Raw genomic sequence first — 14,290 nt, forward strand, 5'->3', positions numbered from 1 at the left:
TAGGTTCCCTTGCGAAGCCATACAACGGGACAGGTGAAACGGTGCCACTTCCTACTTTGACCCCGGAGCAGCGAGCGGCGGCTCTGGACAAGGCCGCGGCCGCGCGGCGTGAACGAGCCGAGATCAAGAACCGGATCCGGCACTCCGGAGCGTCGCCGACGGAGGTGCTCCACGAGGGGCAGACCAACGACGTGATCGGCAAGATGCGGGTCAGCCAGCTGCTGCAGTGCATCCCGGGGGTCGGCAAGGTCCGCGCCCAGCAGATCATGGAGCGGGCCGGCATCTCGGAGACCCGCCGCGTCCGCGGCCTGGGCTCCAACCAGATCGCCGCCCTCGAGCGCGAATTCGCCGAGTGACCCAGACCAAGACCCCGATCGGCTCGTTGGACACTGGTGTGACGATGACCACGCACGCAGGACACAGTTCGAACGAGCCGGCGGCGGCTCCCGACCCGGCGCGGCTGACCGTGCTGGCAGGGCCGACCGCGGTGGGGAAGGGGACGGTCGCGGCGGACATCCGCGAGCGGTTCCCGGACATCTGGATCTCGGTCTCGGCGACCACCCGCAAGCCCCGGCCGAACGAGGTGCACGGCGTGCACTACCTGTTCGTCTCGGACGCGGAGTTCGACCGGATGATCGCCGACGGCGAGCTGCTCGAGTGGGCCGTGGTCCACAAGGCGGCCCGCTACGGAACGCCGAAGCAGCCGGTGCTCGACCAGCTCGCGGCCGGCCGCCCGGCGCTGCTGGAGATCGACCTGCAGGGCGCCCGCCAGGTCCGCGAGACGATGCCGGAGGCGCAGTTCGTCTTCCTGGCGCCGCCGAGCTGGGACGAGCTGGTCCGTCGGCTGCTGTACCGCGGGACCGAGACGCCCGAGGAGCGCGAGCGCCGCCTGGAGACCGCGACCGTCGAGCTCGCCGCCGAGAAGGAGTTCGACGTGACGATCGTCAACGCCTCGGTTCGGGAGGCCGCCGATCAGTTGGTAAAGTTGATCCGATCACCCTCCATCTCTGGAAAGAGCTGAACTTGTCTGGCAACCAGCCCGTCGCCATCGGCATCACGTCCCCGCCGATCGACGACCTGCTCACCCACACCGACTCCAAGTACAAGCTGGTGCTGTACTCGGCCAAGCGGGCGCGGCAGATCAACGCCTACTACTCGCAGCTCGGCGAGGGCCTGCTGGAGTACGTCGGACCGCTCGTCGAGACGCATGTCCAGGAGAAGCCGCTGTCGATCGCGATGCGCGAGATCAACGACGGCGTGCTGACCTGCACCGACATCGACCCCGAGGCCGAGGCGGAAGCCGCCGCGGCCGCGGAGAAGTCCGAGTAACCCCAGACGACCGACCGGGAACGGAGTCCGCGCAGATGTCCGCAACCGGTGACCAGATCCCCGGAGCCGAGCAGGTCCCGGGGGCCGACGTCGTGCCCCGCCACAAGCCGAACGTCGTGCTCGGTGTCGGCGGCGGCATCGCGGCGTACAAGGTCTGCGACCTGCTGCGCCGGCTGACCGAGTCCGGGCACAGCGTGCGGGTCGTGCCGACGGCGGCCGCGCTGGAGTTCGTCGGCGCGGCGACCTGGGCGGCGCTGTCCGGGCAGCCGGTGACCGCGGACCCGTTCGACGACGTGCAGGAGGTGCCGCACGTCCGGATCGGCAAGGCCGCCGAGCTCGTCGTCGTGGCCCCCGCGACCGCGAACCTGATTGCCAAGGCCGCCCACGGGCTCGCCGACGACCTGCTCACGAACACGCTGCTCACCGCGCGCTGCCCGATCCTGTTCGCGGCCGCGATGCACACCGAGATGTGGGAGCACCCGGCCACCCAGGCGAACGTCGCGACCCTGCGCTCCCGGGGGATCACGGTCCTCGACCCGGCCGTCGGGCGCCTGACCGGCACCGACACCGGCCGCGGCCGGCTCCCGGAGCCGTCGGAGATCTTCGCGATCAGCCAGCTGATGCTCGCCGACGAGGCGGCCCGCGCGGCCGGCCAGTCGGTCGCCGACCTGACCGGCAAGCACGTGCTGATCAGCGCCGGCGGCACCCGCGAACACCTCGACCCCGTGCGGTACCTGGGCAACTCCTCGTCCGGCAAGCAAGGCTACGCGCTGGCCCGGATCGCGGCCGCCCGCGGCGCGAAGGTGACGCTCGTCGCCGCCAACTCCGAGCTCCCGGACCCAGCCGGCGTCCAGGTCGTCCCGGTGACCAGCACCCGCGACCTGTACGACGAGATCACCGGCCGCGCGGCCGACGCCGACGCGATCGTGATGGCGGCGGCGCCCGCCGACTTCCGCCCGGCCGATGTCGCCGAGCACAAGATCAAGAAGACCGCCGACGGCTCGGTGCCCGCGGTCAACCTCGTGCAGAACCCGGACATCCTGCAGACGATCTCGCACGACCGTGCCCGCTCCGGTCAGGTGATCGTCGGGTTCGCCGCCGAGACCGGCGACGCCGAGCACACCGTGCTCGAGCTCGGCCGCGCCAAGCTCGAGCGCAAGGGCTGCGACCTCCTCGTCGTCAACGACGTCTCCGGCGGCAAGGTCTTCGGCAGCGACGTCAACGAGGCCGTCGTCCTGGACCGCGACGGCAACGCGCTCCCGGTCCCGTCCGGCAGCAAGGACGCCCTCGCCGGCGTCATCTGGAACCTCGTCGCCACCCACTGGGCATGACCGACCTGACCGTCGAGCCGGCGCAGGCGGCCGACGTACCAGGCATGCTCGCGCTCGCCGGTGAGGTCGAGCACTGGTTCGGCCCGATGGTCGAGGAGCCCGGTTTCCACCGCGCGCTCGACGAGCACATCGCCGACCAGCGGGCGTTGATCGCGTACGACGCAATCGCCGGGCGGACGCAGCCGCTGGGAGCTGTGCTCTTCGGCGGCGAGTCGCCGCGGTACGCCGTGCACTGGCTGGTGGTCTCCGAGCGCGCCCGCGGCCGCGGCGTCGGTCGGAGGCTGATGACGGACGTGGTCGCACGTTTGACCGATGGTCGCGGCCTGGCGGCGGGCGAGGTCGTGGAGGTCGTGACGTTCGGCGAGGACCATCCGGGCGCGGTTGCCAGTGGCGCCCGGGTCTTCTACGAGCGACTGGGTTTCACACCCGCCGAACCGGCGCCGAACGGCCCGGAAGGCGGCTCCCGGCAGGTGTTCCGCTACCAGCGGTGACCGGTCGGTGGATCGCTCGACGCGGTGTCTGTCGAGGTCTTTACCGCTGATCCGGGCAGCAGTAGCGTGAGCGCGTTCCCGGAAGCGGAGCGTAGGGCGTTTCCCTGGTGGGATGCGCTGTCGTGGGGGCTTGTAGTGGGGGATCACGCTCGTCGTTGCGAGCGCGACTGGATTCGCGCGCGCTCATTCGGCCGGCCGGGCAAGGACGCGCGGCCTGGGCATCCCGTCGTACCCTCCCTCAACTCTTCCGCCCGCGGTCCGCCGCGGACGGCTCCCGGTGCGGATCGCGCCTGTGGATGATCACCCTCCCTGTGAGTCCCTGTGCAGCTCATGACGGCCGTCGAGACCGGCCGCCTCGAACTGGGGAACGGGTGTGAATCGAAGGGATGTACATCATGAATCGCTCGGGTGCCAAGGGCACCTCACGACGTGTCGGCACACGTCGTCGCTTGACCAGCGGTCTCACGATCCTCGTGCTCGCCGCGCTCGGCCTGGCGGCGAGCACCGGCTCGGCGTCGGCGACTGTCTCGACCGACGCGAGCTTCGAGTTCGCCGACGGGAACCTGGTCCACAACACGTTGATGGACTGGAACGACTTCTCGCCGACGACGTGGACCGGTACCGCGCCGTTCCGGACGTCCGGCAAGACCGTGGCCGGCTGGGCCTTCACCGGCCTGGAGGACGCCCAGGCGACCACCTCCGACACCGCCTTCGCGGGCGGCGTCAAACAGGACAACGACTGCGCGACGCTGTCGCCGGCGAAGGCGCCGAACAAGGACGACCTCAAACGGGTCTACGTGACCAGCAACACCGTCGGCGGCGATGTGTTCCTCGGCCTGGCCTGGGTACGCATTCCGCAGAACACGACGTCGCCGTCGGCGCACATCGGCTTCGAGTTCAACAAGGGCTCGACCCCGTGTCCGGCGCCGTCCACGCTGGTCCGGCGGACGGCCGGCGACATGCTGATCGTCTACGACTTCGAGGGTGGCGCGGCGGACACGCCGACGATCACCCTGCGGCGCTGGGTGACCAGCGGATCCTGTGAGGTCGGCAGTGCCAGCCCGCCGTGCTGGGGTCCGTCGACCAACCTGACCGCGCTCGGGTTCGCCGAGGCCAAGGTGAACACGACCGGTGCGGTGTCCGACACCATCGGCCCGTCGTCACCGGCGTCCGAGTCGCTCGGCACCAACGAGTTCGGCGAGGCCGGGATCAACCTGACCGACGCCGGCGTGTTCTCGCCGAACGTCTGCGAGGCCTTCGGCAAGACGTACGCGGTGAGCCGGTCGTCCGGCAACTCCGCGACCGCCCAGATGAAGGACCTGGTCGGCCCGGGGAACATCAACATCACCAACTGCGGCAACGTGATCATCCGCAAGGTGACCGTGCCGAGCCCGGACCCGACGGACACGACGTTCGGCTACACGACGACCGGTGGACTGAGCGCCGGCTTCGGGCTGAAGAACGGCCAGAACCAGTCGTTCAGCAACGTCCTGACCGGCAGTTACAGCGTGACCGAGACCGATCCCGCCCCGACGTTCGCGTTCACGAGCCTCGACTGTTCCGCCTCGAACGTCAGCCACGGTACGACGATCAACACCTCCGGCCGCACCGTGAGCTTCGACCTGAAACCGCTCGACACCGTGGACTGCACGTACACCAACACGTTGCAGCAGGGTGCGCTGCGGATCCTCAAGACGAGCACGAAGACCGGCAACCCGCTCGTCTCCACCGCCGGTGCCGCGTTCTCGGTCACGGGATCGACGAACTTCACCGTGCGCGACAACAACACCGGATCGCCGGCCGGCACGAAGTCCGACGCCTCCGCGACGATCGGTGAGATCTGTGTACCGGGGCTGCTGCCCGGCTCCTACACGGTGAACGAGACGACACCGCCGCCGGGCTACGGCGGTGCCACGCAGACGAACCTGACCGCCGTCGTTGTCGTCGGGACCAACTGCACCGCCAACGAGCCGGCGGCCGCCGACACGGCAGTCTTCACCAACGCCCCACTGGCGGACATCCAGGTCAACGTCCGCGACGGCGGCTCCGGTGAGACCTCGGCCGACTCGATCACCTGCACGGCGGGTACGACGACGAGCACCACGCCGCCGTCCGGCTGGGACTCCTCGATCACCAACACCGGAATCCCGATCGACCCGTCGCCGCGAACCATCACCTGCACGATCGTCATCGATCCCTGACCCGTTGAGGTCAGAAGCTGTCCGCTTCGGTCGATAGCTTCTGACCCATGGAGATCAGCTGGGAAGCAGTGGTTGCCCGGCGGATGCGGCGGCATCAGCTGACCGAATCCGCCGGGCGACCGGTCGACGCCGTGCGGGCGATGTGCGGCGCGCATGCGCAGATCGCGGCGGCGGGGGAGACGTCCGTGGCGTTGCGGGTGGATGGTGCGACCCGGGAGACCGTTCAGCGCGACGAGGGGATCGTGAAGACGTTCGGGCCGCGCGGGACCGTGCACCTGCTGCCGCTCGAGGACCTGCCGATGTGGACCGGTGCGCTGTCGGCGTTGCAGGGGTCGAGTCAGCAGCCGGAGCCGATCCGGATGAGCGCGGACGAGATCGACCAGGTGGTGATCGCGATCGGCGAGGCGCTGGCGCACGACGACCTCACCGTCGACGAGCTGACGGAGGAGGTCGTACGGCGTACCGGTGAATGGGCGCGGGAGCCGACCATCCCCGCGTTCCAGGGCGCGTGGGCGCGCTGGCGGCAGGCGATCCCGGTCGCGGCGAACGCGGGCGTCCTCTGCCACGGACCGCTCCGCGGTCGCCTGACGACGTACTCGAACCCGCATCGGCTGCGGCCCTTCGACCCGATGCCGGCGGAGAAGGCGCTCACCGAGCTCCTGCACAGCTACCTCTACTCCTACGGCCCCGCAACGCCACAGCACTTCGCCCGCTGGCTCAAGTCCACGCCGACCGTGGTCAAGCCGTACTTCGACGACCTGCCGCGGGTGACGCTCGCGGGTCAGACCGTCTGGTACGCGCCCGGCGACGACGAGTTCCCGGACGAGCGGGCCGAAGGCGTCCGGCTGCTGCCGTACTTCGACGCGTACGGCGTCGGCAGCTTTCCGCGCGAACTGCTCTTCCCCGGCAAGGCCTTCGCCCGCGCGACCGCCCGCGGCCAGGCCGGTAACTACCCGCTGCTGCTCGTCGACGGCGTTGTCTCGGGCGTGTGGCACCAGAAGAAGTCCGGCCGCACCGTGCACGTCACGGTCGAGGCGCTGAGGCCGCTGAACCGGCGCCGCCGGCGGCTGCTGGACGCCGAGGTGGACCGGTTGGCTGCCATCCTCGGTGGTACGGCGTCGCTCACACTCGGCGACGTGACGGTCGGCCCGCACGCCTGAAACCGGCGCCGCTGTCCACAATATGATCGTACATCTCGTATTCCGGATGAATTCGGAGCGTCGCCGGGACGCGGGCGGAAACTGCTGGCATACTTCCCAGATGCATCGCCAACCGCCGGTGCATGGGGGGATCGCGCGGCCGTGCCAACGCGCAGCCGGGCGGCACGAGAGGAACCGAGGGAGAACTGTGGCGAGGCGCCTTTTCACGTCCGAGTCCGTGACCGAGGGTCACCCGGACAAGATCGCTGACCAGATCAGCGACTCCATCCTCGACGCGTTGCTGGCCGAGGACCCGAAGAGCCGGGTCGCGGTGGAGACCCTGATCACCACGGGTCTGGTCGTCGTCGCGGGCGAGGTCACCACGACGGCGTACGTCGACATCCCGGGGATCGTGCGCTCGCGCATCCTCGAGATCGGCTACGACTCGTCGCTGAAGGGCTTCGACGGCGCGTCCTGTGGGGTGCAGGTCGCGATCGGGAGCCAGTCGCCGGACATCGCGCAGGGCGTCGACACGGCGTACGAGTCGCGCTCGGACGCGTCCACCGACGTCCTGGACCTGCAGGGGGCGGGCGACCAGGGACTGATGTTCGGCTACGCGTCCAACGAGACGCCGGAGCTGATGCCGCTTCCGATCACGATCGCGCACCGGCTGTCCGAGCGGCTCGCCGAGGTGCGCAAGAACGGCACCCTCGCCTACCTGCGCCCGGACGGCAAGACCCAGGTCACCGTCGAGTACGACGGCGACAAGGCGGTCCGGATCGACACCGTGGTGGTGTCCAGCCAGCACGCGGCGGACATCAACCTGGAGACGATGCTGACGCCGGACATCAAGAAGCACGTCGTCGACCCGGTGCTCGAGCAGTTCGACATCGAGGCCGGCGACTACAAGCTGCTGGTGAACCCGACCGGCCGGTTCGAGATCGGCGGCCCGATGGGCGACGCCGGGCTGACCGGGCGGAAGATCATCATCGACACCTACGGCGGGATGGCGCGGCACGGCGGTGGCGCGTTCTCCGGGAAGGACCCGTCCAAGGTGGACCGGTCGGCGGCGTACGCGATGCGCTGGGTGGCGAAGAACATCGTCGCGGCCGGGCTCGCGGACCGGGTCGAGTGCCAGGTCGCGTACGCGATCGGCAAGGCCGCGCCGGTCGGCTTCTACGTCGACACGTTCGGTACCGAGAAGGTGGCCGTGGACAAGATCGCCGCCGCGGTCCGCGAGGTCTTCGACCTGCGGCCGGCCGCGATCATCCGCGACCTGGAGCTGCTCCGGCCGATCTACGCCCAGACCGCGCGGAACGGCCACTTCGGCCGCACCGGCGGCGACTTCACCTGGGAGCGCACCGACCGGGTCGAGGCGCTCAAGGCCGCGGTAGGCAAGTAGCAGTTGTCCACAGGCGGACGGCAGTGCGGTCCCGCACTGCCGTCCGCGCGGACTAGCATTTCCCGGTGACATCGGACTCGCCCGAGCAACTGACGCTGCTGCGGGACACTGTGCGCAGGTCGCGTACGAAGGAGCCGGCCCCGATCACCGAGTCGTTGCCGGTGGCCCGGGTCGCGGTCGATGTCTCGCTGCCGCACCTGGACCGGCCGTTCGACTACCTGGTGCCCGAGGACATGACCGCGGCGGCCCAGCCGGGTGCGCGGGTGAAGGTGCGGTTCGCCGGCAAGGACCTCGACGGGTTCGTGCTGGAGCGGCTCGCCGCGTCCGACCACGACGGCAAGCTGGTCCGGCTCCGCAAGGTCGTGTCGGCCGAGCGGGTGCTGACCCCGGAGGTCGCCGATCTCTGCCGGGCGGTCGCCGATCGCTACGCGGGGGTGTTCGCGGACGTCACCCGGCTGGCTGTCCCGCCCCGGCACGCGAAGGTCGAGGGTGAGCCGCTGCGGTGCGACCAGCCCGTGCCGCCGCCGGTGTCGACGTCCCGCTCCGAGTGGTCGCCGTACCCGGCCGGCTTCCTCGACGCGGTGGCTCGCGGGGAGGCTCCGCGCGCGGTGTGGACCGCGGTGCCGGGAGCCGACTGGACGCTCGCGTTCGCCCAGGCGGCGGCGGTGTGCGTGGCCGCCGGCCGCGGCGCGCTGCTGCTCGCCCCGGACGCGCGTGATCTCGAGCGCTTGGCCGCCGCGTGCCGGGCGGTGCTCGGCGAGACCGGCTTCGTGACCCTGTCCGCCGACCTCGGACCGACGGCTCGGTATCGGGCGTTCCTCGCCGCGGCCCGGGGGAGTGCGCGCGTCGTGATCGGCACCCGCGCGGCGGCGTTCGCGCCGGTCGCGGAGCTCGGGCTGGTGGCGATCTGGGACGACGGCGACGAGTCGTACGCCGAGCCGCGCGCGCCGTACCCGCATGCCCGGGAAGTCCTGCTGCTGCGGGCGTTCCGGCAGGAGTGCGCGGCCCTGCTCGGCGGGTACGCACGGTCCGCGGAGGCGGCCGCGTTGCTGGAGTCCGGGTTCGCGCACGAGCTGATCGCGAGCCGTACGACGATCCGCGCGGCGGCACCGTCGGTGCACATCGCGGGGGAGTCGGACATCGACCTGGCGCGTGACCCGGCGGCGCGGGCGGCGCGGTTGCCGCACCGGGCGTTCGAGATCGCGCGCGAAGGGCTGAAGACCGGCCCGGTGCTGGTCCAGGTGCCGCGCGCCGGGTACCTGCCCAGCTTGGTGTGCCAGACGTGCCGGGCACCGTCGCGGTGCGCCACCTGCGGCGGGACGTTGCGCCGTACCGGCGGATCCGGGCCGGCGAGCTGCAGTGTGTGCGGGCGGCCGGCGGTCGACCACCGGTGCCCGGAGTGCGGCGACACTCGGATGCGGGCGGCGGTGATCGGCGCGCGTCGTACGGCGGAGGAGCTGGGGCGGGCGTTCCCGGGCGTCGTCGTACGGACGTCCGGCGGGGACAACATGCTCGACGACGTACCGGACGCGCCGGCGCTGATCGTCAGCACACCTGGGGCCGAGCCGGTCGCGGCGGGCGGCTACAGCGCGGCGCTGCTCCTCGACACCTGGCTGATGCTCGCGCGGCCCGACCTGCGGGCGCCGGAGGAGGCCGTACGCCGGTGGTTCAACGCGGCCGCGCTGGTGAGGCCGGCGCGCGACGGCGGCACCGTGATCCTCGTCGGCGACCCGTCCGCGCTGCCCCTACAGGCGATCGTCCGCTGGTCACCCGAGGGCTACGCGTCCCGCGAGATCGAGGACCGCCGTACGGCGCGACTGGCCCCGGCCGCCAAACTCGCCGAACTCACCGGCCCCGCGGAGGCGGTCAACGACCTCGTCTCCCGCCTCCGCGACGTGATACCGCCCGCCGCCGGCCTCGAGGTCCTGGGCCCGGTGGACCTCGACGACGAAACCGTCCGAGCCGTCGTCCGCACCCCCCGAGCCCAGGGGACCACCCTCGTCCGCGCTTTGAAGGAAGCCCAGGCGACCCGCGCCACGAAGAAGAGCCCGGGCGCGGTCAGGGTCCAGGTCGACCCACCCAGCTTCGGCTGACTACCTGCGGAACGCCGCTCTGGTCGCGGCCGCGGTCGAGGTGAAGTACTCGGGCGGGTCGATGAACCACCACTCGTCGAACGGCGCGCCCTTGGTGAGGTCGCGGTGGTAGCCGAAGCACACCAGGTAGAGCGGCCTGATGTACATCACGCCTTCGAGCCGGTCGAGCTCCTCGTCGGTCAGCTCGACGTGCTTGCGGTACGCCGTGACGACGGTGTTGACGCGTTCCTCGTTGGTGCTTCTCGAGGGAGCCCAGTTGCCGGTTCCCCACAGCAGGAAGGCGAGGTCGGCGAGCCGCGGTCCGCGCCCCGACGCCTTCCAGTTGATGGCCACCGGTCCGTTCTTGCCGATGACCGCGTGACTGGGAGCGTGCATCAGGTTGCCGTGCAGCAGGCCCTCGGGCAGGCCGTCGCCGTCGTCGGCGGAGCGCACCTGGTCGAGGAGCTGCTCGAACCGTTCGCGATCGGCCGCGCCGACCTTCGTGTCCACCGCGTCGAGAAAGGCCAGGCCGGCCAGCAGATCCTGCCGGGGCGTTCCCATCCGGCGGGGGTCCTCGCCACTCGCCCCGCCAGGCCGGCCGACCGACTCGTCGTACGGCAGCGCGTGCAGCCGTCCGAGCAGATCGGCCATGATCGCGAAGTCCTCGATGCCGCCCGGCAGCGGGGTGCTGTCGACGAACTCGGTGACGAGGACCGCGCTGCCGTCGAAGTCGGACACCGCGTCGTCGACCGCGAGCCGTTCCGCGGGATAGTCGTGCCGCTCGAGAAATCGCAGTACGGCGGCGTCGCCCTCGACGTCGGCCCGCGGCCGGGCCGGCGGGAACGCCCGCGCGATCCACGGCGCGCCGTCGTTCCTGTCGATGCGGAAGACGTACGTCTTGTGCACACTGAGCTTGGTCGCCGCCACCGCGTCGACACCGTAGTGGTCCCGGAGGTGGACGAGCAGCCGATCGGCGTCCGCCTCGTGGTAGATGCGGTCGCTCAGGCCTTCGAGATCGGTCAGCGCCTCGGTGTACCGCTGGCCGGTCTGCGCGGCGTGCCGCCGTACGACCTTCTTGAAATTTCCGTCCTTCGTCATGACAAGCCTCCTCGTCGACACCCTCGTCCCCCAGTGACGCGGTGTTCGGAGATGGCCTGCTGGCATCGACGACCGAGAGGGCTGATTCCCCTTCGCCCGCTGGAACCCCGACTGGGGCGGATGTCCCAAGGCTCGGCGACCGGTCGGCGCCGTCAGCCAATCTCCCCGACCGCGGCGGCGCTTGTCAAGGATCAGGCGGAGGTCGCCAGGCTGGTGGACGCGGCGAGCAGTTGGTGCCCCAGCGCGGTGCGGTGGTAGAGGACGGTGCGGCCGTCGCGGCGGGAGTCGACGACGCCGGCGTTGCGGAGGATGCCGAGGTGGACGCTGAGGGTGGGGGCGGAGACGCCCAGCTGATGCGCCAGATGGGTCGTCGACATCGGGAGGTCGAGGTGGCTGACGATGGCGGCTCGGGTGCGGCCCACCAGGTCGGCGAGCGGTGAGTCGGTGGTGTCCTGCCGGTCCTCCCAGAGGCGGCCGAGGCCGCGTGGGGGATAGGTGATGGTGGGCACGTGCGGTGCGCCGGTGACCGCGAGGCCGGCCGGCCAGGTGAACACGCACGGGACCAGCAGCAGGCCCTGCCCGGCCATCGGCTCGCCGTCGCAGCAGAACGGGCGGTCGATCTCGATCCGGTCGCCGCGGTAGCTGATCGACGGGTGCAGGTTGCGGAACAGGCGCTCGATCCCGCCGCTCGCCAGCTCGTCCAGCCGGAACGCGAGGTCCTCCTGCAACAGCGCCCGCATCCGCCGCCAGTCCGGCTCGATCGCCCGCCGCCAGTACGACTCCATCGCGGAGGTGATCAGCTCCAGCGCCCGCGCCGGCCGCGCGATCAGGCCGGGCAGCATCGGGTGCGGGGTGTCGGTGTGCAGTTTCCCGAGCTCGTCGGCCACCAGGTCGTACGGCGTCCCGGCGATCGCCGCGAGCCCCGACTCCAGGCTCGTCGACCGGCGCGGCGGCGCCGGGGTCAGGAAGTCCGGGATGTACCCGACCGGCGGGATGAGGGCCCTGAGCAACGTCAGGTCGTCGCCCTCGATCGCCGGCCGGACCTTCTGCAGCCAAGGCCCGTGCACGCTGCGCGCGGTGTTGTTGCTCAACGCCCGGACGCTCGTCACGATCTCCCAGACCGGCGACAGCGCGAACCGGATCCGGCCGATGTCCCCGGCGGTGAGCCTGATCGTGATCACCCGCCAAGATTAGCCCTGAGCCTAATCGTCGACAACACCCCCGCAGGTCCCGGACAGTTGACCCCATGAGCGCAACCGCCGTCGACACGCCCCGCTCCGCAGCCCTGCCGCGGGCGTTCTGGGCCCTGTGGGTGTGCCAGCTGGTCAACCGGCTCGGCAGCTTCGTCCAGCCCTTCCTGGTCCTCTACTTGACCCAGGACCGGCAGCTCACCGTAGGGATGGCCGGCGCGGTCGCGGCCGCCGTCGGTGCCGGGAGCGTGGTGGCGCAGTTCGTCGGCGGCTTCCTGGCCGACCGGGTGGGGCGCCGGCTGACGATGCTGATCTGCTTCTTCGGCACCGGCGGCGCGCTGATCCTGCTCGGGTCGGCCCGCGCCATGGCGTTGATCTGGGTCAGCGCGTTCCTCGTCGGTCTGCTCGGCGACCTGTTCCGGCCCGCCGTACAGGCCACCGTCGCGGATCTGCTGCGGCCGACGGAGCGCGTCCGGGCGTACGGCCTGCTGTTCTGGGCGATCAACCTCGGCTTCTCCGTCTCGACGGTCAGCGCCGGAGTCCTGGCCTCGCTCGGGTACAGCCTGCTGTTCTGGGTGAACGCGGGCACTTCGGTGATCGCCGGCCTGGTCATCTGGGCGATGGTGCCGGAGAGCCGCCCGGCCCCGGAGCCCGACGCGGTCGGCCGGTCGCTGCTGCCGGTGGTCGTCCGGGACACAGTGTTCCTGCTGATGATCCTGATCCAGATCGGCTACGCGACGATCTACATGCAGGGCTACTCGACCCTGCCGCTGGCGATGTCGGAGGACGGCCTGTCATCGCGCACGTACGGCTTGGTGATCGCGCTCAACGGCGTGGTGATCGTGCTCGCGCAGCCGTTCCTCGGCCGCTGGATGGCGAAGCTCGACCGCCCGAAGCTGCTCGCGAGTTCGATGCTGGTCGTCGGGCTCGGTTTCGGCCTCGGCGCGGTCGTGCACGACTGGTGGGGGTACGGCCTGTCGGTCGTGGTCTGGACGCTCGGCGAGATCGGGTTCGCCGCGGTCATCGGCGCGGTGTTCGCCGACCTCGCCCCGGTCGACCTGCGTGGCCGCTACATGGGCCTGTCGGGGATGGCGTTCGGCGTCGGCACGGTCATCGGCCCGCTCGCCGGTGCCAACGCGCTCGAGCAGTTCGGCCCGACCGTGACCTGGCTCGGCTGCGCCGTCCTGGGCGTCGCGATCTTCATCGGCCAGTACGCGCTGGCTCCCGCCCTGCACGCCCGCGCCGAGGCGAACGCGGCGACCGCATGACGCAGTCGACCTGGGGAGGATTCCTTCCCGGATCGGGCGCAAAATCCTCCCCGACCCGGCCGTACTGCGGCAACCGGAGGCGCGGGCCCGTAGGCGGGGTCTCGTAGGGTTGCGGGTATGAGTGAGCGGACGATCGACGCGGTGGTGTTCGACATCGGTGGGGTGTTGCTGGACTGGAGTCCGACGTACCTCTACACCGAACTGATCCCGGACGAGGAGGCGCGGACGCACTTCCTCACCAACGTGGCGACCCCCGCCTGGAACCACAAGCAGGACGAGGGCCGGCCGTGGGCCGAGGCAGTCGCCGAACTGACCGCCCTGCACCCCGAACACGCCGAGTGGATCGAGGCGTACGACACCGGCTGGCTGAAGATGGTCCGCGGCGTCTTCGAAGACACCGCCGCGGTCCTGACCGACCTGCAGGACGCCGGGGTGCCGACGTACGCCCTGACAAACTTCTCCGGCGAGAAGTGGCAGATCGCCAAGGAGACGTTCCCGGTCCTGACGCGGTTCGACGGTGAGGTGGTGTCCGGCGTCGAGCAGACCGTGAAGCCGGACGAGAAGATCTACCGCATCCTGCTCGAGCGCTTCAACCTGGATCCGGCGCGGACCTTCTACACCGACGACATGGCCTACAACGTCGACGGGGCTCGCGCGGTCGGCCTCGACGCGGAGCTCTTCGCCGGTGCCGTGGACCTCCGCAAGCACCTCCGCGCCCGCGGCCTCCCCATCTGACAACTCCGCGCACGCGCCCCCGCCTCCGCCGTGT

Annotated in this window: 13 protein-coding genes; 11 read left to right on the forward strand and 2 right to left on the reverse strand. The window is 70.8% G+C overall.

Annotated elements, in window-relative coordinates; all coding sequences use genetic code 11:
- Positions 1-41: 41 nt before the first annotated feature.
- The 9 genes from mihF to ABN611_RS28330 all read left to right on the forward strand — a co-directional run bounded on the left by mihF (position 42) and on the right by ABN611_RS28330 (position 9,986).
- On the forward strand, positions 42-356 hold the full coding sequence (mihF, locus tag ABN611_RS28290) for an integration host factor, actinobacterial type (RefSeq protein ID WP_141851332.1): 315 nt from the start codon (positions 42-44) through the stop codon (positions 354-356).
- Positions 357-400: 44 nt separating this feature from the next.
- Positions 401-1,021: a guanylate kinase gene (gmk, locus tag ABN611_RS28295; RefSeq protein WP_350275282.1), complete on the forward strand. Its 621-nt coding sequence runs from the start codon at positions 401-403 to the stop codon at positions 1,019-1,021.
- 2 nt (positions 1,022-1,023) lie between these two features.
- A complete protein-coding gene (rpoZ, locus tag ABN611_RS28300; protein WP_209695034.1) occupies positions 1,024-1,329 on the forward strand; it encodes a DNA-directed RNA polymerase subunit omega in 306 nt (101 codons plus the stop codon).
- A 35-nt stretch (positions 1,330-1,364) separates the two neighbouring features.
- A complete protein-coding gene (gene coaBC / locus ABN611_RS28305) occupies positions 1,365-2,660 on the forward strand; it encodes a bifunctional phosphopantothenoylcysteine decarboxylase/phosphopantothenate--cysteine ligase CoaBC (RefSeq protein WP_350275283.1) in 1,296 nt (431 codons plus the stop codon).
- Positions 2,657-3,151, forward strand: coding sequence for a GNAT family N-acetyltransferase (locus ABN611_RS28310; RefSeq protein ID WP_350275284.1), 495 nt, complete (start codon positions 2,657-2,659; stop codon positions 3,149-3,151). The genes coaBC and ABN611_RS28310 overlap by 4 nt, the downstream gene beginning before the upstream one ends.
- Positions 3,152-3,546: 395 nt before the next feature.
- Entirely contained in the window at positions 3,547-5,352 is a 1,806-nt protein-coding gene (locus tag ABN611_RS28315) for a prealbumin-like fold domain-containing protein (RefSeq protein ID WP_350275285.1), read from the forward strand.
- A 47-nt stretch (positions 5,353-5,399) separates the two neighbouring features.
- Entirely contained in the window at positions 5,400-6,512 is a 1,113-nt protein-coding gene (locus tag ABN611_RS28320; protein WP_350275286.1) for a winged helix DNA-binding domain-containing protein, read from the forward strand.
- A 187-nt stretch (positions 6,513-6,699) separates the two neighbouring features.
- Positions 6,700-7,893: a methionine adenosyltransferase gene (metK, locus tag ABN611_RS28325; protein WP_350275287.1), complete on the forward strand. Its 1,194-nt coding sequence runs from the start codon at positions 6,700-6,702 to the stop codon at positions 7,891-7,893.
- A 65-nt stretch (positions 7,894-7,958) separates the two neighbouring features.
- On the forward strand, positions 7,959-9,986 hold the full coding sequence (locus ABN611_RS28330) for a primosomal protein N' (RefSeq protein ID WP_350275288.1): 2,028 nt from the start codon (positions 7,959-7,961) through the stop codon (positions 9,984-9,986).
- Here ABN611_RS28330 and ABN611_RS28335 read toward each other — a convergent pair whose 3' ends face one another.
- The gene (locus ABN611_RS28335) at positions 9,987-11,063 is read right to left on the reverse strand and encodes a phosphotransferase (RefSeq protein ID WP_350275289.1); all 1,077 of its coding nucleotides are present in this window, start codon (positions 11,061-11,063) and stop codon (positions 9,987-9,989) included.
- Between the two features lie 191 nt (positions 11,064-11,254).
- The gene (locus ABN611_RS28340; RefSeq protein WP_350275290.1) at positions 11,255-12,244 is read right to left on the reverse strand and encodes a winged helix-turn-helix domain-containing protein; all 990 of its coding nucleotides are present in this window, start codon (positions 12,242-12,244) and stop codon (positions 11,255-11,257) included.
- A gap of 65 nt (positions 12,245-12,309) precedes the next feature.
- Here ABN611_RS28340 and ABN611_RS28345 point away from each other — a divergent pair, with 65 nt between their 5' ends.
- A complete protein-coding gene (locus tag ABN611_RS28345) occupies positions 12,310-13,521 on the forward strand; it encodes an MFS transporter (RefSeq protein ID WP_350275291.1) in 1,212 nt (403 codons plus the stop codon).
- Positions 13,522-13,638: 117 nt separating this feature from the next.
- The gene (locus ABN611_RS28350; RefSeq protein WP_350275292.1) at positions 13,639-14,256 is read left to right on the forward strand and encodes an HAD family phosphatase; all 618 of its coding nucleotides are present in this window, start codon (positions 13,639-13,641) and stop codon (positions 14,254-14,256) included.
- The last annotated feature ends 34 nt before the right edge of the window (positions 14,257-14,290 follow it).

Origin of the sequence: Kribbella sp. HUAS MG21, from assembly GCF_040254265.1 — a bacterium.
GTDB lineage: Bacteria > Actinomycetota > Actinomycetes > Propionibacteriales > Kribbellaceae > Kribbella.

Coding starts and splice junctions, on each gene's coding strand:
- ABN611_RS28315 (WP_350275285.1), top strand. CDS start 3,547: ATGAATCGCTCGGGTGCCAAGGGCACCTCACGACGTGTCGGCACACGT.
- ABN611_RS28350 (WP_350275292.1), top strand. CDS start 13,639: ATGAGTGAGCGGACGATCGACGCGGTGGTGTTCGACATCGGTGGGGTG.
- ABN611_RS28345 (WP_350275291.1), top strand. CDS start 12,310: ATGAGCGCAACCGCCGTCGACACGCCCCGCTCCGCAGCCCTGCCGCGG.
- ABN611_RS28335 (WP_350275289.1), bottom strand. CDS start 11,063: ATGACGAAGGACGGAAATTTCAAGAAGGTCGTACGGCGGCACGCCGCG.
- ABN611_RS28320 (WP_350275286.1), top strand. CDS start 5,400: ATGGAGATCAGCTGGGAAGCAGTGGTTGCCCGGCGGATGCGGCGGCAT.
- gmk (WP_350275282.1), top strand. CDS start 401: ATGACCACGCACGCAGGACACAGTTCGAACGAGCCGGCGGCGGCTCCC.
- ABN611_RS28310 (WP_350275284.1), top strand. CDS start 2,657: ATGACCGACCTGACCGTCGAGCCGGCGCAGGCGGCCGACGTACCAGGC.
- coaBC (WP_350275283.1), top strand. CDS start 1,365: ATGTCCGCAACCGGTGACCAGATCCCCGGAGCCGAGCAGGTCCCGGGG.